The following is a 20,786-nucleotide window of genomic DNA, read 5'->3' on the forward strand; positions in this document are numbered from 1 at the left end:
CCGCGCGGCTGCGCGAGGACCCGTGGGCGCTGCTGCGGGTGCCGGGCGTGACGCCCGCGCAGGCCGACCACTTCGCCCGCGCGGTGCTGGGCGAGGCGGCCCGGCCCGACGACCCGCGGCGCGGCCGGGCGCTGGTGCTGTCGCTGCTGACCGAGGCCGCCCGGCAGGGCCACACCATCACGCCGCCCGAGCAGGTCCTGACGGCCCTGGAGCGGGCGCGGGTGCCCGACCCGCCCGCGGCCGTGGAGGCGGCGCTGGACGAGGGCGAGGTGCTGGTGGTCACCGAGGAGCCCGAGTTCGACGAGGCGGCGCTGGAGGACGAGGACGACCTGCCCGAGCCGGAGGAGAACCTCGCCCTGACGCGGTGGGCGGTGGCCGAGGAGGCGGCCGGCGAGGGCCTGCTGCGGCTGCGGCTGACGGCGTCGGACCTGCTGGACAACGCCACGATCAAGCAGGCGCGGGCGGGGCTGCCCGAGGACCGCTCGCTGGCGCTGTCGGCGGCGCTGCGCACCGGCGTGACGGTCTGGCGGGGCGCGCCCGGCGACCTGGCGGAGACCGCGCTGACGGTGGTGCGGGCCGCCGCCGGACACGGCCTGCGCGCCGCCGTCGTCACCTCCACCGAACGCGCCGCCGCCGACCTGGCCGAGGGCGCGGACCTGCCCGAGGGGGCCGTGGCCGGGCTGCACCGGCTGCTGGAGCCCCAGCCGGACGCCGGGGCCGCGCCGGGGGCGGTCGTCTTCGGACGCGGCGAGCAGAACCCCCTGGAACTGGACCTGGCGGTCGTCCCGGACGCGGCGGGGCTGGACGTCGAGCTGTGCGCGGTGCTGGTGGAGGCCCTTCCCGACGGCGCGCACCTGGTGCTGGGCGGCGAGCCGGGCGCGCTGCCGCCGGCCGGTCCCGGGCGGATCCTGGACGACCTGGAGGCGTCGGAGACCGTCCCGGTGGTGGAGCTGGAGCCCGCCGGGCCCGGCGGGCCGCTGGCGGCGCTCACGGCGGCCGTGCGGGGCGGGGAGCTGGTCGCGGTCGAGGCCCCGGACCGCGAGGTGGTGATCGTCCCGGCGGCGGGCGGCGCCGAGGCGGTGCACCGGGCCGTGCAGCTGGTCACCGACTCCATCCCGCGCGCCCTCGGCATCCCGGCGGACGAGGTGCAGGTGGTCGCCCCGGCGGCCGGCGGCGAGGCGGGCGCGACCGCGCTCAACGCGGCGCTCAAGGCCAGGCTCAACGCCGGGCCGGGCCGGTTCGGCGGGTTCGACGTGGGCGACCGGGTCGTGGTCGCCGCGCCGCTCGCCCCGGCGGCCGTCGGCGAACCGGGAACGGTGACCGGCGCCGACGCCGAGGGCCTGCGGGTCGCGTTCGCGGGCGGGGAGGCCACCGTCGCCCCGGCCGACGCCGCGCGGCTGCGGCACGGCTGGGCGGTCCCGGTGGCGCTGGCCCGGGGCGTCCGCCGCCCGGCGGTGGTGGCGGTGCTGGCCGAGGGCGGGGAGCTGTCGCGACCGCTGGTGTCCACCGCGTTCGGCCTGGCCCTGCGGCACCTGTCGGTGGTGCAGGCGGCCGGTCCCGCGCTGGCCCGCGCGGTGCGGGAGACCGGGGTCCCCGCGCGGCGCACCCGGCTGGCACGCCTGGTGGTCGGCTGACGCCCCGCCGCCACCGCGCCTGCCGGTGCTTGAGAAAACCCTGTGTCAGTGTTTACTGACGGAGGTGATTGAGGCACGATCTGAACACTGCCGTGACCGTGGCGTTCCCCGCTCGTTGGACCAGACGTCAACAACACGGGCGCGGCGGGACGGGTCCCTGCCGCGGCACCGGCAGGCACGAGATCGGCAGGCACGACATCGGCAGGCAGAGGAGTGAGATGCCCCAGCAACGACGGTTCCGGCGGCTCGGATCGGCGGCGACGGCGGTGTCGGCCGGAACCCTGGCACTGGTGTTCCTGGGCGCGCCCGCGGCGTACGCGGGGACGGGCGGCACCACGCAGTGCAAGAAGGGCACCGACCCGGCCAGCACGATCGAGAACTGGAAGTGCCAGTGGCAGAACTGGCAGGACAGCCTCAAACCCAAGCCCAAGCCCACCCCGAAACCAACCCCCAAGCCGAAGCCGAGCACCAAGCCCCCGGCCAAGGTCGACAAGGACAAGCCGCGGACCAAGCCCAGGGACGGCGCGCCGAAGGTGCGCGTCCCGCAGGGGAACCCCTCCGCCCCCGGCGGGGCCGCCCCGATGAACCAGCCCGAGGGCCTGCGGCCCTACAAGCCCGGTGACGCCCCCGCCTCGGCGAACCTGCCGGGCGTGCTGCCCACCCCGCAGGTCGCCGACCCCGGCGCATTCCCGGCCCCGTCCGGCGCGGTGCCGCAGACGCGGCTGATCTCGCCGGTGGCCGCCGCCGACCACGACTCGACGGAGATGGTGTGGGTCGCCGCCGCCGCGGGCGCGGCGGGCGCGATGCTGGGCGTGAACCTGAGCGCCGTCGGCCGCCGCCTGCGCCGCCCGCGCGGCTGACCGGCCCCGGAACGCCGGACGGGTCCCGCTCCCCCTCGGGGGGCGGGACCCGTCGCGTTCCGCCGGGGGGCCGCGACGTTACTCGGGCGCGCCCATCGCGTGCAGGCCGCCGTCGACGTGGACGATCTCGCCGGTGGTCGCCGGGAACCAGTCCGACAGCAGCGCCACCGCCGCCTTCGCGGTCGGCTCGCTGTCCTTGATGTCCCAGCCGAGCGGGGCCGCCTTCGGCCACAGGTCGGTCATGGTCTCGAAGCCGGGGATCGACTTGGCGGCCATGGTGCCCAGCGGGCCGGCCGCCACCAGGTTCACGCGGATGCCGCGCGGGCCCAGGTACTTGGCCAGGTAGCGCGAGCACGACTCCAGGCCGGCCTTGGCCACGCCCATCCAGTCGTACACCGGCCACGCCTTGGTGGCGTCGAAGTCCAGGCCGACGACCGAGCCGCCGTCGCCCATCAGCGGCAGGCACGCCATCGTCAGCGACTTCAGCGAGTACGTCGAGGCGTGCAGCGCGGTCGCCACGTCCTCCCAGGGGGTCTCCAGGAAGTTGCCGCCCAGGGCGGTCTGCGGCGCGAAGCCGATGGCGTGCACGACGCCGTCCAGCCGGTCGAAGCCGACGCCGCGCAGCGCGTCGGCCAGGCCGTCGAGCTGCTCGGTGTTCATCACGTCCAGCTCCAGCACCGGCGGCGGGTTGTCCGGCCCGGACGGCAGCCGCTTGGCGGTGCGCTGGGTCAGCGTCGGCCGCGGGTAGGCCGTCAGCACGACCTCGGCGCCCTCCTGCTGCGCGACGCGCGCGATGTGGAAGCCGATGGAGGCGTCGGTCAGGACGCCGGTGACCAGGATCCGCTTGCCCTCGAGGATTCCCATGATGCGCTCAGTGCCCCATTCCCAGGCCGCCGTCCACCGGGATCACGGCCCCGGTGATGTAGGCGGCGTCCTCACTGGCCAGGAAACGCACGGCCTTGGCGATCTCCTCGGGCCGCGCGGTGCGGCCCAGCGGGATCGCGGCCCGGATGCCGTCCTGCTGGTCCTCGGTCAGCGCGGCGGTCATGTCGGTGTCGACGAAACCGGGCGCGACCACGTTGACGGTGATGTTGCGCGAGGCGAGCTCGCGGGCCAGCGAGCGGGCGAACCCGATCAGCCCGGCCTTGGAGGCGGCGTAGTTGGACTGGCCGGGCGAGCCCAGCATCGCCACCACCGACGACACCAGGACGATGCGGCCGTTGCGCTTGCGCATCATGCCCTTCACGCCGCGCTTGGCCACCCGGTACGCGCCGGTGAGGTTGGTGTCCAGGACCGAGGTGAAGGTCTCCTCGTTCATGATCGCCAGCAGGGTGTCCTTGGTGATCCCGGCGTTGGCGACCACGACCTCGACCGGGCCGTGCTCGGCCTCGACCTTGGCGAACGCGGCGTCGACGTCCTCGCTGCTGGTCACGTCGCACCGCACGCCGAACAGGCCCTCGGGCGGCTCCCCGGAGCGGTAGGTGACCGCCACCTTGTCTCCGGCGGCGGCGAGCTCGCGGGCGATGGCCAGGCCGATGCCCCGGTTACCGCCGGTCACGAGGACGGAGCGACTCATTCTCGAACCTCTCGTTCGCTTTCTCGGTCTGTTGCGGTGCCCTGTGTCACACAACAGGCCCTGAGCGTATCGGCCGGGAACCGCCGGGGTGATGTGTCGTTCCGACAAGATCCCGCGACCCCCTTTTGTTCGCGCGGCCGAACCGGATGTCGGGGTAGGTTGCGGAAGGTGCATGACATCGATCCCGCCTTCACCGCGCTGCCGCTGCGGGCGCTGGCCGACGCGGCCCTGAGCCGGGCCCGGGAGCTGGGCGCCGAGCACGCCGACCTCCGCGTCGAGCGCATCCGCAGCCAGACCCTGCGGCTCCACGACGCCGCCCTGGAGACCGCCCTGGACGCCGACGACGTGGGGCTGTCGGTCCGCGTCGTCGCCGGCGGCACCTGGGGTTTCGCCGCCGGAATCGACCTGACGCCCGAGGGCGCGGCGCGGGTCGCCGCGCAGGCCGTCGAGGTCGCCCGGGTCGCCGCCGCCGTCAACCGCGAGCCCATCGAGCTGGCCCCCGAGCCCGTCCACGGCGAACGCGCCTGGGTCTCGTCCTACGAGATCGACCCGTTCGCCGTGCCCACCCCCGACAAGGTCGCGCTGCTGGCCGAGTGGAGCCGCGGCCTGCTCGGCGACCCGCGCGTCCAGCACGTCGACGCCTCGCTGCTCCAGGTCAAGGAGAACAAGTTCTTCGCCGACCTGAACGGCAACGCCATCACCCAGCAGCGGGTCCGGCTGCACCCGGTGGTCAACGCCGTGGGGATCGCCGACGGCGCGTTCGACACCATGCGCACCCTCGCGCCACCCGCCGGGTACGGCTGGGAGTGGCTGACCGGCGACCACTGGGACTGGGCCGGCGAGCTGGCCCGCATGCCCGAGCTGCTCGCCGAGAAGCTGGCCGCGCCGTCGGTGGAGGCCGGCACCTACGACCTGGTCGTCGACCCGTCGAACCTGTGGCTGACCATCCACGAGTCGATCGGCCACGCCACCGAGCTGGACCGCGCCCTGGGCTACGAGGCCGCCTACGCCGGGACCTCGTTCGCCACGCCCGACAAGCTCGGGAAGCTCCGGTACGGCTCGCCGGTCATGAACGTCACCGGCGACCGCACCGCCGAGCACGGCCTGGCCACCATCGGCTACGACGACGAGGGCGTCCAGGCCCAGCGGTTCGACATCGTCACCGACGGCCTGTTCACCGGCTACCAGACCGACCGGCGCATCGCCCGCCTCACCGGCCAGGAGCGGTCCAACGGCTGCGCGTTCGCCGACGCCGCCTCCTCCATGCCGATCCAGCGCATGGCCAACGTGTCCCTCCGGCCCGCCCCGGACGGCCCCTCCACCGAGGAGCTGATCTCCGGCGTGGACCGCGGCATCTACGTGGTCGGCGACAAGAGCTGGTCGATCGACATGCAGCGCTACAACTTCCAGTTCACCGGCCAGCGCTTCTACCGGATCGAGAACGGGCGCCTGGCCGGGCAGCTGCGCGACGTGGCCTACCAGGCCACCACCACCGACTTCTGGAACTCCATGGAGGCCGTCGGCGGCCCGCAGACCTACGTGCTGGGCGGCGCGTTCAACTGCGGCAAGGGCCAGCCCGGCCAGGTCGCCCCGGTCAGCCACGGCTGCCCGTCGGCGCTGTTCCGCGGAGTCAACATCCTCAACGCCGTGAAGGAGGGCGGCCAGTGACCGTCATCAGGCCGCAGGACGCCGTCGAGCGGGCGCTGTCGCTGTCGCGCGCCGACGACTGCATCGTGATCGCCGACGAGACCAGCACCGCGAACCTGCGCTGGGCCGGCAACACCCTGACCACCAACGGCGTCACCCGTTCCAACCGCCTCACCGTCATCGCCCTGCGGCGCAAGCCGGGCGGCGTCGCCTCCGGTGTCGTGTCGCGCGCCGCCGTGGGCGCCGACGACATCGAGGACCTGGTGCGCGCCGCCGAGGCCGTCGCCGACGGCAACGAGCCCGCCGAGGACGCCGCACCCCTGATCGCCGAGTCGCCCGGCGGCGGCTCCTGGGACGAGGCCCCCGCCGAGACCGGCATCGACGTCTACGGGCGCCTGGCGCCCGCGCTCGGCGAGGCCTTCGCCCGCGCCGAGTCCGGCGACCGCAGGCTGTACGGGTTCGCCAACCACGTGGTGACCTCCACGTTCCTCGGCTCCTCGGCGGGCCTGCGGCTGCGCCACGACCAGCCCACCGGCCTGCTGGAGCTGAACGCCAAGGGCGCGGGCGGCTCGGCCTGGTCCGGGGTCGCCACCCGCGACTTCACCGACGTGGACGTCACCGCCCTCACCGACGACCTCGCCCGGCGCCTCGCCCGCGGCGAGCGCCGGATCGACCTGCCCGCCGGGCGCTACGAGACGATCCTGCCGCCCAGCGCCGTCGCCGACCTGATGATCTACCTGTACTGGTCGGCCGGGGCCCGCGACGCCGCCGACGGCCGCACGGTGTTCTCCGCGCCCGGCGGCGGCACCCGGATCGGCGAGAAGCTGGCGAACCTGCCGGTCACGCTGTCCAGCGACCCGCACGCCGCCGGGCTGCAGGCCGCGCCGTTCGTGATCGCGCACGCCTCCACGCGCGAGTCCTCGGTGTTCGACAACGGCCTGCCGCTGGCGGCCACCGACTGGATCCGCGAGGGCACCCTGACCTCGCTCACCCAGACCCGCCACTCGGCCGACCGCACCGGCCTGCCGCTCACCCCCGCGATCGACAACCTGGTCATGGCCGGGCCCGACGGCGGGGCGTCCCTGGAGGACATGGTCGCCCGCACCGAGCGCGGCCTGCTGCTGACCTGCCTGTGGTACATCCGCGAGGTGGACCCGCAGAGCCTGCTGCTGACCGGCCTCACCCGCGACGGCGTCTACCTGGTCGAGGACGGCGAGATCGTCGGCGCGGTGAACAACTTCCGCTTCAACGAGAGCCCGGTGGACCTGCTGGGCCGCCTGTCCGAGGTCGGCGCGTCGGTCCCGACGCTGCCGCGCGAGTGGTCGGACTACTTCACCCGGACGAGGATGCCCGCGATCCGCGTGGGCGACTTCCACATGTCCACGGTGAGCAAGGCCGAGTAGGCGAGGGCCAGTAGGCAAGGCCGAGTAGCCGTCACCGCCGGGTACCGCGTTGAACGCGTGAGGATCCGGTGCCGGGCGGTGACCGCTCGAACGCCGCACGCGCACGCCGGTCTCGGGCGTCCTGGCACCATGTCGCCCTGGCGCCGCCCCATGGCGTCTGGAGAAGGCTCGGGGAGCGCCGCCGCGCGCTCTCCGGGCCGCTCAGGTGTCCTCCAGGCGGAAGCCGACGCGCAGGCCGACCTGGAAGTGGGCGACCTCGCCGTCCACGATCTGGCCGCGCACCTCGGTCACCTCGAACCAGTCCAGGTGCCGCAGGGTCTGCGAGGCGCGTCTGATGCCGTTGCGCACGGCCTGCTCCACCGACTCCGGCGAGGTACCGACGATCTCGGTCACCCGGTACGTGCGGTCGCTCATGGGCCCTCCTGGTGTCGTCGTTTCCCACCTGGGGGCTTACCGTGGAAGGGTGAAGGCCAATCCTCGTCGTCAGGCCGAGATCTACACGGTCACCGACGCTCCGCTCCCCCTGTCACAGGACATCGGCCACCGGCAGCGCCGCTACCTGCTGTCGATGAGCATCCGGACGGTCTGCTTCGTGGGAGCCGTCGCCGCCGCCATGCTCGGGGCGCCGCTGTGGGCGGTGGGCCTGCTGGTGGTGGGCGCGCTGTTCCTGCCGTACATCAGCGTGATCTTCGCGAACGGGGGGCGCGAGCCGCAGCCGACGGCGCGGTTCTCCGGTCCGGGGCAGGGGTACCAGAAGGGCATTTCCGGACAGCGGCCCGAAATCGGGTCGTGACTATCTCTTGACTTGAACCGGGGGGTTTCGGTGTACGATTTGTTCCGGCGCTCTGGTCCCCCGTCGGAGCGCCCGTACCGGTGTTCCGGGCCCCCGTCGGAACACCGATGTGCGGCGCCGGGTGGATTGCCCCCGTATCCACCCGGCGCCGCTTTTTCATTTCCCGGCCTCCACCTGGGGGCTCCCCCACCCTGACCCCGGCCCCCCGGGGCCCGCCGGCACGGTCGTTCCCCGGCATCGGCCGCCTCGCCCCCATGGGCGGGCCTCCCGTCGTGGCCTGATCCGGCCACTGTCCGAAAACCCCCGGCTCCGAACCTTCCGGCGCCCCCGGTGATCGTCCGGGGGTGATCGTCACGGGCTGATCGCCAGGAACAGGAACGCGACGAACAGCGCCAGGTGGACGCCGCCCTGGAGCAGGGTGGCGCGGCCCGGCACGACGGTGAGGGTGGACACCACAACGGTGAGGGCCAGCAGCACCATGTGGGTGGCGTCCAGGCCGAGCACCAGCGGGCCCGACAGCCAGATCGAGGCGACGGCGATGGCGGGGATGGTCAGCCCGATGCTCGCCATGGCCGAGCCCAGCGCCAGGTTCAGGCTCGTCTGGAGGCGGTCGCGGCGGGCGGCGCGCAGCGCGGCCAGGGTCTCGGGCAGCAGGACCAGCAGGGCGATCACGACGCCGACCACCGCGTGCGGCAGGCCCGCCCCGGCGACCGCCGACTCGATCACCGGGGACTCCACCTTCGCCAGGCCGACGACGCCGACCAGCGCGACCAGCAGCAGCGCGAGGCTGGCCAGGGTGCGGGCGCCGGAGGGCCGGGCGGCGTGCCCGTCCTCGTCGATGATCTCGCCCTCGGCGGTGACCGGCAGGAAGTAGTCGCGGTGCCGCACGGTCTGGGTGAGCACGAACAGCCCGTACAGGGCCAGCGAGCACACCGCCGCGAACGCCAGCTGCTCGGGCGCGAACGCCGGTCCGCGGCGGCTGGTGGTGAACGTCGGCAGCACCAGGCTGAGGGTCGCCAGGGTGGCGACGGTGGCCAGGGCCCCGCCCGAGCCCTCGGCGTTGAACGCGACGACGCGGCGGCGCAGCGTCCCGGCCGTCAGGCACAGCCCGACGATCCCGTTACAGGTGATCATGATGGCGGCGAACACGGTGTCGCGGGCCAGCGCCTCGCTGCCGGGGCCGCCCGAGGCGACCAGGCTGACGATCAGCGCGACCTCGATGACGGTGACCGCCACCGCCAGCACCAGCGACCCGAACGGCTCCCCCACCCGGTGCGCGACCACCTCGGCGTGGTGCACCGCCGCCAGCACGGCCCCGGCCAGCAGCACCGCCACGACGGCGACCAGCACGGCCGGCAGCTCACGGCCCCAGGTCAGGGCCAGCGCCAGCAGGGCCAGGACGGGGGCGAGCGCGGTCCAGTCGGCCGCCCGCCGAGCGAGTCCGATCATGCTCGGGATGGTGCCCCGGGGGTGGGCTGTTCATGACCGCCACAACGAACTAGAATCTCGTTCGAAGGTAGTTAGCGTTCCGCTAGTTACCCCGGAAAGCGCGGACACGAAGGGCTTGAGCATGCGCCGTACGATCTTCAACGAGGACCACGAGGCCTTCCGGCAGATGATCCGGGACTTCATCGAGGCCGAGGTCGCCCCGGTCTACGAGGACTGGGAGAACGCCGGGCACCCGCCGCGCGACTTCTACAACAAGCTCGGCGAGCTGGGCGTGTTCGGCATCCAGGTCCCCGAGGAGTACGGCGGCGCGGGCGAGACCAGCTTCAAGTACCAGCTCATCGTCTCCGAGGAGTGCGCCCGCGCCGGGGTGAGCTTCGGCGGCTACGGCGTGCACGTCAACCTGGTGCTGCCCTACCTGCTCAAGTACGGCAGCGAGGACCAGAAGAAGCGCTGGCTGCCCGACTTCGTGTCCGGGGACATGATGACCGCCATCGCGATGACCGAGCCGGGCACCGGCTCGGACCTGGCGGGCATGCAGACCACCGCCAAGAAGGACGGCGACCACTACGTCCTCAACGGCGCCAAGACCTTCATCACCGGCGGCGTGCTGGCCGACCGGGTGCTGGTGGTGGCCCGCACCTCCCCGCCCACCGCCGAGAACCGCCGCGCGGGCCTGTCGATCCTGGTGGTGGACACCAGGAGCGAGGGCTACTCGGTCGGCCGCAAGCTGGAGAAGATCGGCCTGCGCAGCTCCGACACCGCCGAGCTGGCGTTCCAGGATGTGCGGGTGCCGGTGGAGGACCTGCTCGGCGAGGAGGGCCGCGGGTTCGAGTACCTGGTCCACAACCTGGCCGAGGAGCGCCTCGGCATCGCCGCCAGCTCCTACGCGTCGGCGGCCGCGGCCGTCCAGTTCGCCAAGCGGTACGTGCAGGAGCGCAACGTCTTCGGCAAGCCGGTCGCCTCGTTCCAGAACACCAAGTTCGTGCTGGCCGAGTGCGCCACCGAGGTCGAGGCCGCCCAGTCGATGGTGGACCGCGCCGTGGAGGCCCTGGACGCCGGCGAGCTGACCCCGGCCGACGCCGCCAAGGTGAAGCTGTTCTGCACCGAGGTGCAGGCCCGGGTGGTCGACAAGTGCCTCCAGCTGCACGGCGGCTACGGCTACATCCTGGAGTACCCGATCGCGCGGCTGTACGCCGACGCCCGCGTGACCCGCATCTACGGCGGCACCAGCGAGGTCCTCAAGACCATCATCGCCAAGGACCTCGGGGTCTGAGGCCGGGTGACCATCGGATCCGGACGTCAGGGAGGAAGGGCATGACCGAGCGGCAGCGGGTGGCGGTCGTCACGGGCGGCGCGCGCGGGATCGGGGCGGCCACGGCCGCGCGGCTGGCCCGCGACGGCTTCGCCGTGGCCGTGTGCGACCTGGACGAGGCGGCGTGCGCCGCGACCGTCGGGCGCATCGCCGCCGACGGCGGCCGCGCCCTGGCCGTGGGCGTGGACGTGGCCGACCGCGAGCGGGTGGAGGCGGCGGTGGCGCGGATCGCCGCCGAGCTCGGCCCGCCGGTGGTGCTGGTCAACAACGCCGGGATCATCCGCGACAACCTGCTGTTCAAAATGGGCGACGACGACTGGGACGCGGTCATGGCCGTCCACCTGCGCGGCGCGTTCCTGATGAGCCGCGCCGTGCAGCGGTACATGACCGACGCCGGATGGGGCCGCATCGTCAACCTGTCGTCCACCTCGGCGCTGGGCAACCGCGGCCAGGCCAACTACTCGGCCGCCAAGGCGGGCCTGCAGGGCTTCACCAAGACCCTGGCGATCGAGCTGGGCCGGTTCGGGGTGACGGTGAACGCCGTCGCGCCCGGGTTCGTCGTCACCGAGATGACGGCGGCGACGGCCGAGCGGATCGGCGTGGACTTCGAGGAGATGCAGGCCGCCGCCGCCCGGGAGATCCCGGTGCGGCGGGTGGGCCGTCCCGAGGACATCGCCGGGACGATCGCGTTCCTGGTGAGCGAGGACGCCTCGTTCGTGTCCGGGCAGGTCGTCTATGTGGCGGGCGGTCCGAAGGCGTGACCGCCCCGCCCGCGCGGCGCGGTCCGGCACGGGACCGCGCCGCGACCGAGGAGTCGCTGCGGGACGCCGCCCTGCGCCTGCTGCGCGAGGGCGGCGTCCTCGCCGGGCTGAACCTGCGCGAGGTCGCCGACGCGGCCGGCGTGAACCGGGGCCTGGTGTACCAGTACTTCGGGTCGCGGCGGGCGCTGCTGCGCTCGGCGCTGCGGCGTCAGGCCCGGCGCAACGCCGCCGACGCGGCGGCGGCCTCGGCGGGGCCGATGCGCGACCGCCTGGCGCGGCTGCTGCTGTCGAACGTCCGGCACCCCGAGGCCATCCGGCTGGTCACGCTGCTGGTGCTGGACGGCGACGACCGCCCCCGCATCCTGCCCAACCGGGGCGCGGGCCGCGCGGGACTGGCGGCCGAGGCCGAGCGCGGCGCGCTGGCCACCGGCGACGTGGACGCCGCGCACGCCGCCCTCGCCTCGGTGATCTACGGGTACACGCTGTTCCGCGAGCACCTGGCGCGGGAGATGGACGTCCCGGTCGAGGAGCTGGACGAGCGCATGGTGCCGTGCCTGGAGGCGCTGTTCACCCGCTCTCCCGGCGGGTAGGTCCCCCCGAGAAGATCATCGGGGGGTGGGATGGCGGCCGGTTCGGAACAGGCGGCGACGGCGCTGCTGGCCAGGCGCGCGGCCGAGGTGCAGCAGGGCGCGGCGCGGGCGGCGGTGCTGGGCGTCAACGACGGCCTGGTCAGCACGCTCTGCATCATCCTGGGCGTGGCCGGGGCCGGGTCGGACCAGACGGCGGTGCGGCTGGCGGGCCTGGCCGGGCTGGTCGCGGGCGCGGTGTCGATGGCGGCCGGCGAGTGGATCTCGGTGACCGCGCAGGTGGAGCTGTTCAAGGGCGTGCTGGCCGACCTGCGGGGCCTGGTGCGCGACCATCCGGGCGTGGTGGCCGGGCGGCTGGAGCACGAGCTGCGCGAGGCCGGCTACAGCGACGCGACGGCGCGGACGGCGGTCGCGGAGGTCCGCCACGACTCCGAGCGGCTGCTGGACGTGGCGGCCCGCCGGGTCGTCGGGATCAACCCCGGGGAGCTGGGGTCGCCGTGGACGGCGGCGCTGTCGTCGTTCCTGCTGTTCTCGCTGGGGGCGCTGGCGCCGCTGCTGCCGTGGCTGTTCACCGGCGGGGAGTCGGGGGAGGTGCTGTCGGTCGCCGCGACCGGCCTGGCGGGGCTGGTGGTGGGCGGCGTCGTGGCGCGCTCCAGCGGGCGCTCGGTGCCCTACGGGGCGGTCCGCCAGCTGCTCATCATCCTGCTGGCGGCCGCCGTCACCTACTACGCCGGGGCGCTGTTCGGCGCCTCCTGACGGAACGTCGGGGGCGAGGAGAGCGAGGAGGCTAGGTACGTAGGTGTGAGAAGGAAGCCCCCTCATGGCCTCGCCCCGGTCACCGTAGCAGCTAGGCCGTGTTTCAAAGCCCTGGCCCACGGCGCTCGCCCGGGGACTCGCGCCTGACCAGGTCTTGGCGAGCGCGGCATCGCTTCGCGATCTGACCTGCGGACCCTCGCCTCCGGCATCGGGCCCGCAGGTCAGGTCACGCGCTCGCGTGCGTGGCTGAGGCCCACTTTGAAAAAGGCCCTAGGCGGGGACCAGGTCGCGCAGGTTTTCCGGGGTGATCGCGCGCGAGCCGCCGGGCAGGCCGTCGGGGCGTTCCAGGCCGACGAACGTGACCGGGCCGCCGGGCAGGCTCCGGCCGTCCCACAGCGTGACGCGGTCCCCCAGCAGGCCCGTCAGGTACCGCACGGTCAGGTGGCGGCGGCGGACGACGGCGCGCACCAGCCTCCCGACCGTCAGGCGGTGCCCCGACACCTGGTTGCCCCACGGGAGGCCGCGCAGGTACAGGTGCAGCCACTTGACGTACCAGTCGTCGCCGTCGCCGCGCATGAACACCAGCGGCAGCGCGACCCGGCCGGGGCCGCGCAGCTCCGACTTCGTGCGCACGGTGCGCGGCTCGAACGGGCGGCCCTTCTGCTCGGCGTCGCGCAGCATGTAGCCGAAGAACGACTCGGCGACCTCCTCGAAGCCCTCCCCCGCGAAGATGTTGACCTGCGGGACGACGAACGCCCCCCGCACGGCCCCCAGGCGCAGGTTGATGAACTCCGACGCCCCGTCGGGCGCGTCGGTGATGTCGCCGGAGTGCTCGCCCTCGGCGGAGGTGAGCGCGGTGTAGTCCAGCCAGCCCAGCGAGCCGTAGTCCTCGTCGAGCAGCAGCGCCGACAGGTCGTAGTCGGTGCGGAGGCCGGTCTGCCTCCAGTGGACGAAGAACCGCAGCAGCTCGCCCTCCACCTCCGCGGCCGAACCGCGCGGCAGCACGCCGAGTCCCGTTCCGGCCGCCTTGCCGCTGAGGGGCAGGGCGACGTCGAGGACCGCCGGGTCGACCAGCACCGGACCGGGCAGCACCTCGGGCAGGCGGCGGGCGGTCTCGGCGTCCAGCAGCGCGTTCAGGCGCTCGACGGCGGCGGACGGCACCGGCGGCCGGGGGTCCGGGGTCGTCCAGGCGCGGCCGAGGCGGTTGGTGAACACGCGGGTCCGGCCGGTCTCCTCCGCCCTGTTGTGGAAGTGCTCGCGGACCGACAGCACGACGCGGCCGGACACCCGGTCGGCGACCCGCTCGGCGGCGGTCAGGACGAGGTCGCGTTCGTCGCGCGTGGACGCGGTGCGCAGCAGGCGGTCCAGGGCGCGGTACAGCCTGCCCGGGGCGTTCTCCAGCAGCGTGACGGCTCCGGTCACGTCGCCCTCGGCGAGCAGCTCCTCGACGCGGCCGTCGAACGTCCGCGCGGTCTTGTCACCGCGGGCGACGGCGAACACGTCGGCGGCGTGCGGCCAGCGCGGGTACTCGTGCGGGTGGAGGCGTTCGCCGAGGCGCTTCCACGGCTCGCGGTGGGCGTTGACGTCGGCGAGCTTGGCGGGATCGGCGGCGACGACGCCGTCCAGGCCCGCCAGCAGGGCGCGGCGGACGCGGCGCGGCAGGTTCGCGAAGCGCGTCGGCTCCTGGAGGGTCACGTCGCCGCCGGACAGCGCGCAGGCCAGGCGGAGGACGTCGGTGACGGTGTCCAGCAGCGGGTCCGCGCCGAGGTCCAGGCGGACCCGGTTGACGACGGCGCGGTTCTCGCGGACCGGGATCGTGTCGGGCTGCGGGCCGTCCGCGCAGTGCTCGGCGAGGGTCGCCAGGTCGCGCAGGTCGTCCTCGCCGAGCGGCGTGCTGCTCCCGGCGAGCGCCAGGTAGAGGGCGGTGGCCTCCGCGTCCAGGTCGCCGCCCAGGTGCAGGACCGTCACCCGGTCGCCCGCGGCGGCGATCAGCTCGTCGTGGTGGGCGAGCATCTCGGCGTAGGTGTGCCGGTAGTTCCCGTAGCCGGGCAGGGTGAGCAGGTTCAGCACCCCGCTGCCCAGCCGGGTCTCCGCGCGGGTCCGGTGAACGTCGTCGGCGAACGTCCTCGCGACCAGCCCCATCCAGAACTCGAACGTGTCGGGCACGTTGTCCGGGAAGTCGATGAAGTACGCGTTGTGCTGGACGTGGTCGCCGACCATGCCCCGGACGGTGCGCAGCGTGTGCGCGGCGGTGTCGATGACGGTCCCGGCCGCCAGGCCCGACAGGTGTTCCAGCAGGTCCGCCGAGAGCTTGAAGCCGACCGACATCAGCGCGGCGTCGAACCGCCGCGCCGCCACGCCGCCGTCGCCCGCCGGGCCCCGCGGGGCGGGGACGCGGAGCGTGTGCCGGACGACCAGGGGTTCGAGGCTGTGGACCATGCCGGGATCGTCCCAGAACGACCGGTCCCGCCGCACTCGGGTTTCTCAGCCGGCGAGCTGCTCGCGGAGCGCGCCCGGGGCCTCGACCAGGGAGGGGCCGTACCAGGTGAGCAGGCGGCCGTTGACGAGGGCGGCGGGGATCCCGGGGAACGCCTCGGGGCCGTCGTCGGCGGTGAACCGGTACGGCTCGTCGGGCAGCACCACCAGGTCGGGCCCGGCGGCGTTGAGCTCGTCGAGGGGGATCTTCGGGTAGCGGTCGGGGTGGCCGGCGTACAGGTTGCGGACGCCGAGGCGGGCCAGGACGTCGCCGGTGAAGGTGTCGCGGCCGACGACCATCCAGGGGCGCCGCCAGATCGGGACGACCGCCGTGCGGGGCGGGCCGGGTTCGACGCCGGCCCACACGCGGGCGGCCTCGTCCAGCCAGGCGGGGGCGTCGAGGCCGCAGGCCCCGGACAGCATCCGGCGCAGCGACGCCAGCGCCCCGTCCACGGTGCGGATCTCGGTCATCCAGACGGGGATCCCGGCGGCGCGCAGGGCCGCGACGTCGGGAGCGCGGTTCTCCTCGGTGTTGCCGAGGACGACGTCGGGCTCCAGCGCGACGATCGCCTCGACGTCGGGGTTCTTGGTGCCCCGGACGCGCGCGACGTCCAGGTCGGCGGGGTGGGTGCACCAGTCGGTCGCGCCGACCAGCAGGCCGCGGGCGGTCGCGGCGACCGTCTCGGTGAGGGACGGGACGAGGGACACCACGCGGCGCACCCGTTCCGGGACGGGAACGGGCGCGCCGGTGTCGTCGTGGACGATCGTCATACGTGCCCTACACGTTGCGCCGGTACTGGCCGCCGACCTCGAAGAACGCGTCGGTGATCTGCTGGAGGCTGCACACGCGGGCGGCGTCCATCAGCACCTCGAACACGTTGCCGTCGGTGCGGGCGACCTCCTTCAGGCGGGCCAGGGCGGTCTCGGCGTCGTCGCGGTGCTCCTGCTGGAACCGCCGCACCCGCTCCAGCTGGGAGCGCTTCTCCCCCTCGGTGGCGCGGGCCAGCTCCAGCGGCGCCGCGGCCTCCTCGTCGCCGCTTGGGTTGCGGAAGGTGTTCACGCCGACGATGGGCAGCGAGCCGTCGTGCTTGCGCTGCTCGTACAGCATCGACTCGTCCTGGATGCGACCGCGCTGGTAGCCGGTCTCCATCGCGCCGAGCACGCCGCCGCGCTCGCTGATCCGGTCGAACTCCGACAGCACCGCCTCCTCCACCAGGTCGGTGAGCTCGTCGATGACGAACGACCCCTGCAGCGGGTTCTCGTTCATCGCCAGGCCCCACTCGCGGTTGATGATGAGCTGGATCGCCAGGGCGCGGCGGACCGACTCGGCGGTGGGGGTGGTGACGGCCTCGTCGTAGGCGTTGGTGTGCAGGCTGTTGCAGTTGTCGTAGATGGCGATGAGCGCCTGGAGCGTGGTGCGGATGTCGTTGAAGTTCATCTCCTGGGCGTGCAGCGAGCGGCCCGAGGTCTGCACGTGGTACTTGAGCTTCTGGCTGCGCTCGTTGGCCCCGTAGCGCTCGCGCATGGCCACCGCCCAGACGCGGCGGGCGACGCGGCCGAGGACGCTGTACTCGGGGTCCATGCCGTTGGAGAAGAAGAACGACAGGTTGGGCGCGAAGTCGTCGACGTCCATGCCGCGCGCCAGGTAGGACTCCACGTAGGTGAAGCCGTTGGCGAGGGTGAACGCGAGCTGGCTGATGGGGTTCGCGCCCGCCTCGGCGATGTGGTAGCCGGAGATGGACACCGAGTAGAAGTTGCGGACCCGGTTGGCGATGAACCACTCCTGGATGTCGCCCATCATCCGCAGCGAGAACTCGGTGGAGAAGATGCAGGTGTTCTGCCCCTGGTCCTCCTTGAGGATGTCGGCCTGCACGGTGCCGCGCACGGTCGACAGCACCCCGGCGCGGATCCCGGCGGCCTCCTCCGCGTCCGGCTCGCGGCCGTGCTCCTCGCGGAACCGGTCGAAGCCCTGGTCGATGGCGGTGTTGAGGAAGAACGCCAGGATCGTGGGGGCGGGCCCGTTGATGGTCATCGACACCGACGTGGTGGGCGCGCACAGGTCGAACCCGTCGTAGAGCGCCTTCATGTCGTCGAGGGTGGCGATGGAGACGCCGGAGGTGCCGACCTTGCCGTAGACGTCGGGGCGTTCGTCGGGGTCGCGGCCGTAGAGGGTGACCGAGTCGAACGCGGTGGACAGCCGGGTGGCGGGCTGGCCCTCCGACAGCAGCTTGAAGCGGCGGTTGGTGCGGAACGGGTCGCCCTCCCCCGCGAACATGCGGGCGGGGTCCTCGTTGTCGCGCTTGAACGGGAACACCCCGGCGGTGAAGGGGAACCTTCCGGGCAGGTTCTCGCGGCGCAGGAAGCGCAGCAGCTCGCCGTGGTCGCGGTAGCGGGGCAGCGCGACGCGCGGGATGCGGCTGCCCGACAGCGACTCGCGAGTCAGCCTCGTGCGGATCTCCCGGTCGCGGATCCGCACGACCTGCTCGTCGCCGGAGTAGGACTCCACGACGGCGGGCCAGGTCCCGACGAGGTCGGCGCTCTCGGGGCTGACGTCGCGGCGGGCCCGGTCGAGCAGCTCGCCGACCTCGGCGGCGGCGCCCTCCGACAGCTCGGCCCGGACCTCGTCCAGCCGCTGGACGCGGCGGACGGCCTCGACCTGGCGTTCGGTCTCGGCGTGGTAGCCGCGGACCGTCTCGGCGATCTCCGACAGGTAGCGGACGCGGCCCGGCGGGATGATCTGGGCGGCGCCAGTGGAGGTCCGGGTGTCCACCCTCGGCAGCGCGCCCTCCGCCAGGTGCAGGCCGTGGTCGGCGAGCAGCCCGGCCAGGTGCTGGTAGAGGGCGGTGACGCCGTCGTCGTTGAAGGTGGCGGCGCTGGTGCCGAACACCGGCATGTCCTCGGGGCGCTGCCCGAACGCCTCGCGGTTGCGGACCAGCTGGCGGGCCACATCGCGCAGGGCGTCGGCGGCGCCGCGCCGTTCGAACTTGTTGATGGCCACCACGTCGGCGAAGTCCAGCATGTCGATCTTCTCGAGCTGGGAGGCCGCGCCGAACTCGGGCGTCATCACGTACAGCGACACGTCGACCAGCGGGACGATCGCGGCGTCGCCCTGGCCGATGCCGGGGGTCTCCAGGATGACCAGGTCGTATCCGGCGGCCTTGACGGCCTCCAGGACGCCCTCGATGCCCTCGGGCAGCTCGCGCGCGCCGCGCGTGGCCAGCGAGCGGAAGAAGACGTGGTCGCCGTCCAGGGAGTTCATGCGGATGCGGTCGCCGAGCAGTGCGCCGCCGCCGCGCCGCCGGGTCGGGTCCACCGCGATGACGGCGACGCGCAGCTTGTCCTGCTGGTCGACGCGCAGGCGGCGGACCAGCTCGTCGGTGAGGGAGGACTTGCCGGAGCCGCCGGTGCCGGTGATGCCGAGCACCGGGACGCGGCGGCGGGCGGCGGCCTCGCGGATGGCGCGCCGGTCGTCCTCGGGCAGCTTCCCGGCCTGGAGGCAGGTGAGGGCGCGGGCCAGGGCGCGGCGGTCGCCCGACAGCACCGCGTCGGCGGGCGCGGGGTCGGCGGCCAGGTCCACGTCGCAGTCGCGGACCAGCTCGTTGATCATGCCGGGCAGGCCGAGGCGCTGCCCGTCCTCGGGGGAGAAGATCCGCACCCCGGCGTCGGCGAGCCGGGCGATCTCCTCGGCGACGATGACGCCGCCGCCCCCGCCGAACACCTTCACGTGCCCGGCCCCGGCCTCGGCCAGGGACTTGGCCAGGTACTCGAAGTACTCGACGTGGCCGCCCTGGTAGGAGGAGACCGCCACGCCCTGGGCGTCCTCCTCCAGCACCGCGTCGACCACCTCGCGGACCGAGCGGTCGTGGCCGAGGTGGACCACCTCCGCGCCCTGGGACTGCAGGATGCGCCGCATGATGTTGATGGCCGCGTCGTGCCCGTCGAACAGCGCGGCCGCCGTCACGAACCGGACCGGGTGGACCGGCACGTGCAGCGATCCCGTGGAGCCCGTCACCGAGACCTCCGAGTAACTCTTGGACATCCAATATTTGGAAGTTAAAATAGTTTCCGTGCGCGACTCCGTCAAGGGGGCGCGGGTGCCGTACGGTGGGCCCGTGACCAGCCCCGACACCCCCCAGTCCAGCGACACGCGCGACCCGATCGCCGAGGCGCGCCGCCAGTGGAGCCTGCGCTGGCCCGAGCACGCCGACCAGATGGCGGCGGTCACCTCCGTCATGCGCGCCCAGCAGCTCCTGCTGAGCCGGGTGGAGGCGGTGCTGAAGCCGTTCGGGCTGACCTTCGCCGCCTACGAGGCGCTGCGGCTGCTGGCGTTCGCCCGGACCGGGGCGCTGCCGATGGGCAAGATGGGCGTGCGGCTGATGGTGCACCCGGCGTCGGTGACCAACGTGATCGGACGGCTGGAGCAGCGCGGCCTGGTCACCCGCGCCCCCTCCCCCGACGACCGCCGGGTGGTGCTGGCCGCGATCACCGACGCGGGCCGCGCGCTGGCCGAGGAGGCGACCGCGGCGCTGCACGGCGCCGACTTCGGCCTGCCGGGCCTGGACCCGGCGCAGGCGGCCCGGATCACCGAGGCGCTGCGCGCGGTCCGCGAGGTCGCGGGCGACCTGTAGCCCGCCCCGGAGGACCGGGGCGGTTCAGCGGCTCGGGGCGCGGCAGGAACGGTTCCAGGCGGGGGCGACGGCCGCCGCGACGTTTTCCCGGGGCCGGGTCTCACGGCCGTGCCCGGTCGGCCATCGACAGCGCCACCGAGCTTCCGGTGACCGTCGCCGCCAGCAGCAGCAGCGCGGCGCCGCCGATCCCGGCGAACGCGCCCGCGACGGCCGCGCCCACCGAGGCCGTCGCCATCTTCAGCCCCGCGCTGGTGACGAACACCTGCGCACGCGCGGCGGGCGGGGAGTAGGCCGCGCGCGCCGCCAGGACGGCGGTGAAGGAGAGCGAGTTGACGACGCCGATCAGCGCGAACCCGGCCAGCGCCACCGGGTAGCTGGGGGCCAGCGCGCACAGCGCCGTCACCGCCGCCAGCGCCGCGAACAGGCGGGTCGCCGCGCGTTCGGGCTCGCCGCGCAGCGGGACGGCCGTCACCAACAGCGCCCCGGCCAGGCCGCCCAGGCCGAACGCCGTCGTCAGCGTCGCACCCGCCTCCGCCGTCCCGCGCAGCCGGTCCCCGACCGCCGCCGCGATGACCGGCAGCGCGCCGAGCTGCGGGGCCGCCAGCAGGGTCATCACGGTGACGCGCCGCAGCTCGGGCCGCCGCCACAACGGCGCCATCCCCGCTCGGACGCCGGCGGGGGCGTCCGGGCGCGTCCGCGCGGCGGGCCGGGACGGCAGGGTCAGCGTCAGCGCCGCGGCGAGGACCGTCGCGGCGGCGAGTCCCAGCAGCGCCGCCACCGGTCCCCACGACGCGGAGGCGGCGGCGACCGCGGCCGGGCCCGCCGTGCCGCCGACGCCGTAGGTGAGCGCGTCCCAGCCCTGGACGCGGCGGTCCCCTCCCGCCGCGAGCCTGCTGCTCAGGCCG

General features: G+C 74.0%; 18 protein-coding genes. 10 read left to right on the top strand and 8 right to left on the bottom strand.

Translation table 11 applies throughout. The features are described 5' to 3' along the window. The coding region (locus tag AKI01S_RS34385) for a helix-hairpin-helix domain-containing protein (RefSeq protein ID WP_067827324.1) at positions 1-1,634 on the top strand (1,634 nt) is incomplete at its 5' end. A gap of 218 nt (positions 1,635-1,852) precedes the next feature. Then, positions 1,853-2,494 carry a hypothetical protein gene (locus AKI01S_RS34390; protein WP_067827327.1) on the top strand — a complete coding sequence of 214 codons (642 nt, stop codon included), beginning with the start codon at positions 1,853-1,855 and terminating at the stop codon, positions 2,492-2,494. Positions 2,495-2,572: 78 nt separating this feature from the next. On the opposite strand, the gene fabI is transcribed toward AKI01S_RS34390, so the two are convergent. Further along, positions 2,573-3,358: an enoyl-ACP reductase FabI gene (gene fabI / locus AKI01S_RS34395; RefSeq protein ID WP_067827330.1), complete on the bottom strand. Its 786-nt coding sequence runs from the start codon at positions 3,356-3,358 to the stop codon at positions 2,573-2,575. 7 nt (positions 3,359-3,365) lie between these two features. Further along, a complete protein-coding gene (locus tag AKI01S_RS34400; RefSeq protein ID WP_067827332.1) occupies positions 3,366-4,070 on the bottom strand; it encodes a beta-ketoacyl-ACP reductase in 705 nt (234 codons plus the stop codon). Positions 4,071-4,238: 168 nt separating this feature from the next. Between AKI01S_RS34400 and AKI01S_RS34405 the strand changes: the two genes are divergently transcribed. Both AKI01S_RS34405 and AKI01S_RS34410 read left to right on the top strand, forming a co-directional pair. Further along, positions 4,239-5,738 (top strand): TldD/PmbA family protein, encoded by a 1,500-nt coding sequence (locus AKI01S_RS34405; protein WP_067827365.1) that lies wholly within the window; start codon positions 4,239-4,241, stop codon positions 5,736-5,738. Between the two features lie 5 nt (positions 5,739-5,743). Beyond that, positions 5,744-7,120: a metallopeptidase TldD-related protein gene (locus tag AKI01S_RS34410; RefSeq protein WP_067827368.1), complete on the top strand. Its 1,377-nt coding sequence runs from the start codon at positions 5,744-5,746 to the stop codon at positions 7,118-7,120. Between the two features lie 201 nt (positions 7,121-7,321). On the opposite strand, the gene AKI01S_RS34415 is transcribed toward AKI01S_RS34410, so the two are convergent. Further along, entirely contained in the window at positions 7,322-7,534 is a 213-nt protein-coding gene (locus AKI01S_RS34415; protein ID WP_067827335.1) for a dodecin, read from the bottom strand. Between the two features lie 49 nt (positions 7,535-7,583). Here AKI01S_RS34415 and AKI01S_RS34420 point away from each other — a divergent pair, with 49 nt between their 5' ends. Beyond that, positions 7,584-7,913 carry a DUF3099 domain-containing protein gene (locus tag AKI01S_RS34420; protein WP_067827338.1) on the top strand — a complete coding sequence of 110 codons (330 nt, stop codon included), beginning with the start codon at positions 7,584-7,586 and terminating at the stop codon, positions 7,911-7,913. Between the two features lie 351 nt (positions 7,914-8,264). Here AKI01S_RS34420 and AKI01S_RS34425 read toward each other — a convergent pair whose 3' ends face one another. Further along, the gene (locus AKI01S_RS34425; RefSeq protein ID WP_067827341.1) at positions 8,265-9,362 is read right to left on the bottom strand and encodes a calcium:cation antiporter; all 1,098 of its coding nucleotides are present in this window, start codon (positions 9,360-9,362) and stop codon (positions 8,265-8,267) included. A 121-nt stretch (positions 9,363-9,483) separates the two neighbouring features. Here AKI01S_RS34425 and AKI01S_RS34430 point away from each other — a divergent pair, with 121 nt between their 5' ends. The 4 genes from AKI01S_RS34430 to AKI01S_RS34445 are packed head-to-tail and all read left to right on the top strand — an operon-like array spanning position 9,484 to position 12,778. Then, positions 9,484-10,635, top strand: coding sequence for an acyl-CoA dehydrogenase family protein (locus AKI01S_RS34430; RefSeq protein WP_067827343.1), 1,152 nt, complete (start codon positions 9,484-9,486; stop codon positions 10,633-10,635). A 41-nt stretch (positions 10,636-10,676) separates the two neighbouring features. Continuing rightward, positions 10,677-11,435, top strand: coding sequence for a 3-oxoacyl-ACP reductase FabG (gene fabG / locus AKI01S_RS34435; protein ID WP_067827346.1), 759 nt, complete (start codon positions 10,677-10,679; stop codon positions 11,433-11,435). Then, positions 11,432-12,025, top strand: coding sequence for a TetR/AcrR family transcriptional regulator (locus AKI01S_RS34440; protein ID WP_067827349.1), 594 nt, complete (start codon positions 11,432-11,434; stop codon positions 12,023-12,025). Before fabG ends, AKI01S_RS34440 begins: the two co-directional genes overlap by 4 nt. Before the next feature lie 30 nt (positions 12,026-12,055). Beyond that, positions 12,056-12,778: a VIT1/CCC1 transporter family protein gene (locus tag AKI01S_RS34445; protein ID WP_067827352.1), complete on the top strand. Its 723-nt coding sequence runs from the start codon at positions 12,056-12,058 to the stop codon at positions 12,776-12,778. 270 nt (positions 12,779-13,048) lie between these two features. Here AKI01S_RS34445 and AKI01S_RS34450 read toward each other — a convergent pair whose 3' ends face one another. The 3 genes from AKI01S_RS34450 to icmF are packed head-to-tail and all read right to left on the bottom strand — an operon-like array spanning position 13,049 to position 19,292. Beyond that, positions 13,049-15,217 carry a TerD family protein gene (locus AKI01S_RS34450; RefSeq protein ID WP_067827370.1) on the bottom strand — a complete coding sequence of 723 codons (2,169 nt, stop codon included), beginning with the start codon at positions 15,215-15,217 and terminating at the stop codon, positions 13,049-13,051. Between the two features lie 45 nt (positions 15,218-15,262). Then, positions 15,263-16,024 carry a helical backbone metal receptor gene (locus AKI01S_RS34455; protein WP_067827355.1) on the bottom strand — a complete coding sequence of 254 codons (762 nt, stop codon included), beginning with the start codon at positions 16,022-16,024 and terminating at the stop codon, positions 15,263-15,265. A gap of 7 nt (positions 16,025-16,031) precedes the next feature. Next, a complete protein-coding gene (icmF, locus tag AKI01S_RS34460; RefSeq protein ID WP_067827359.1) occupies positions 16,032-19,292 on the bottom strand; it encodes a fused isobutyryl-CoA mutase/GTPase IcmF in 3,261 nt (1,086 codons plus the stop codon). A gap of 55 nt (positions 19,293-19,347) precedes the next feature. On the opposite strand from icmF, the gene AKI01S_RS34465 reads away from it, so the two are divergent. After that, positions 19,348-19,881: a MarR family transcriptional regulator gene (locus AKI01S_RS34465; protein ID WP_439951702.1), complete on the top strand. Its 534-nt coding sequence runs from the start codon at positions 19,348-19,350 to the stop codon at positions 19,879-19,881. 100 nt (positions 19,882-19,981) lie between these two features. On the opposite strand, the gene AKI01S_RS52000 is transcribed toward AKI01S_RS34465, so the two are convergent. Continuing rightward, positions 19,982-20,786, bottom strand: an 805-nt coding sequence (locus AKI01S_RS52000) for an MFS transporter (protein ID WP_067827362.1), incomplete at its 5' end; no start/stop codon positions are given.

Source organism: Actinomadura kijaniata NBRC 14229, from assembly GCF_001552175.1.
Taxonomy (GTDB): domain Bacteria; phylum Actinomycetota; class Actinomycetes; order Streptosporangiales; family Streptosporangiaceae; genus Spirillospora; species Spirillospora kijaniata.

Coding starts and splice junctions, on each gene's coding strand:
- fabG (WP_067827346.1), top strand. CDS start 10,677: ATGACCGAGCGGCAGCGGGTGGCGGTCGTCACGGGCGGCGCGCGCGGG.
- fabI (WP_067827330.1), bottom strand. CDS start 3,358: ATGGGAATCCTCGAGGGCAAGCGGATCCTGGTCACCGGCGTCCTGACC.
- AKI01S_RS34430 (WP_067827343.1), top strand. CDS start 9,484: ATGCGCCGTACGATCTTCAACGAGGACCACGAGGCCTTCCGGCAGATG.
- AKI01S_RS34400 (WP_067827332.1), bottom strand. CDS start 4,070: ATGAGTCGCTCCGTCCTCGTGACCGGCGGTAACCGGGGCATCGGCCTG.
- AKI01S_RS34425 (WP_067827341.1), bottom strand. CDS start 9,362: ATGATCGGACTCGCTCGGCGGGCGGCCGACTGGACCGCGCTCGCCCCC.
- AKI01S_RS34455 (WP_067827355.1), bottom strand. CDS start 16,024: ATGACGATCGTCCACGACGACACCGGCGCGCCCGTTCCCGTCCCGGAA.
- icmF (WP_067827359.1), bottom strand. CDS start 19,292: ATGTCCAAGAGTTACTCGGAGGTCTCGGTGACGGGCTCCACGGGATCG.
- AKI01S_RS34450 (WP_067827370.1), bottom strand. CDS start 15,217: ATGGTCCACAGCCTCGAACCCCTGGTCGTCCGGCACACGCTCCGCGTC.
- AKI01S_RS34415 (WP_067827335.1), bottom strand. CDS start 7,534: ATGAGCGACCGCACGTACCGGGTGACCGAGATCGTCGGTACCTCGCCG.
- AKI01S_RS34445 (WP_067827352.1), top strand. CDS start 12,056: ATGGCGGCCGGTTCGGAACAGGCGGCGACGGCGCTGCTGGCCAGGCGC.
- AKI01S_RS34390 (WP_067827327.1), top strand. CDS start 1,853: ATGCCCCAGCAACGACGGTTCCGGCGGCTCGGATCGGCGGCGACGGCG.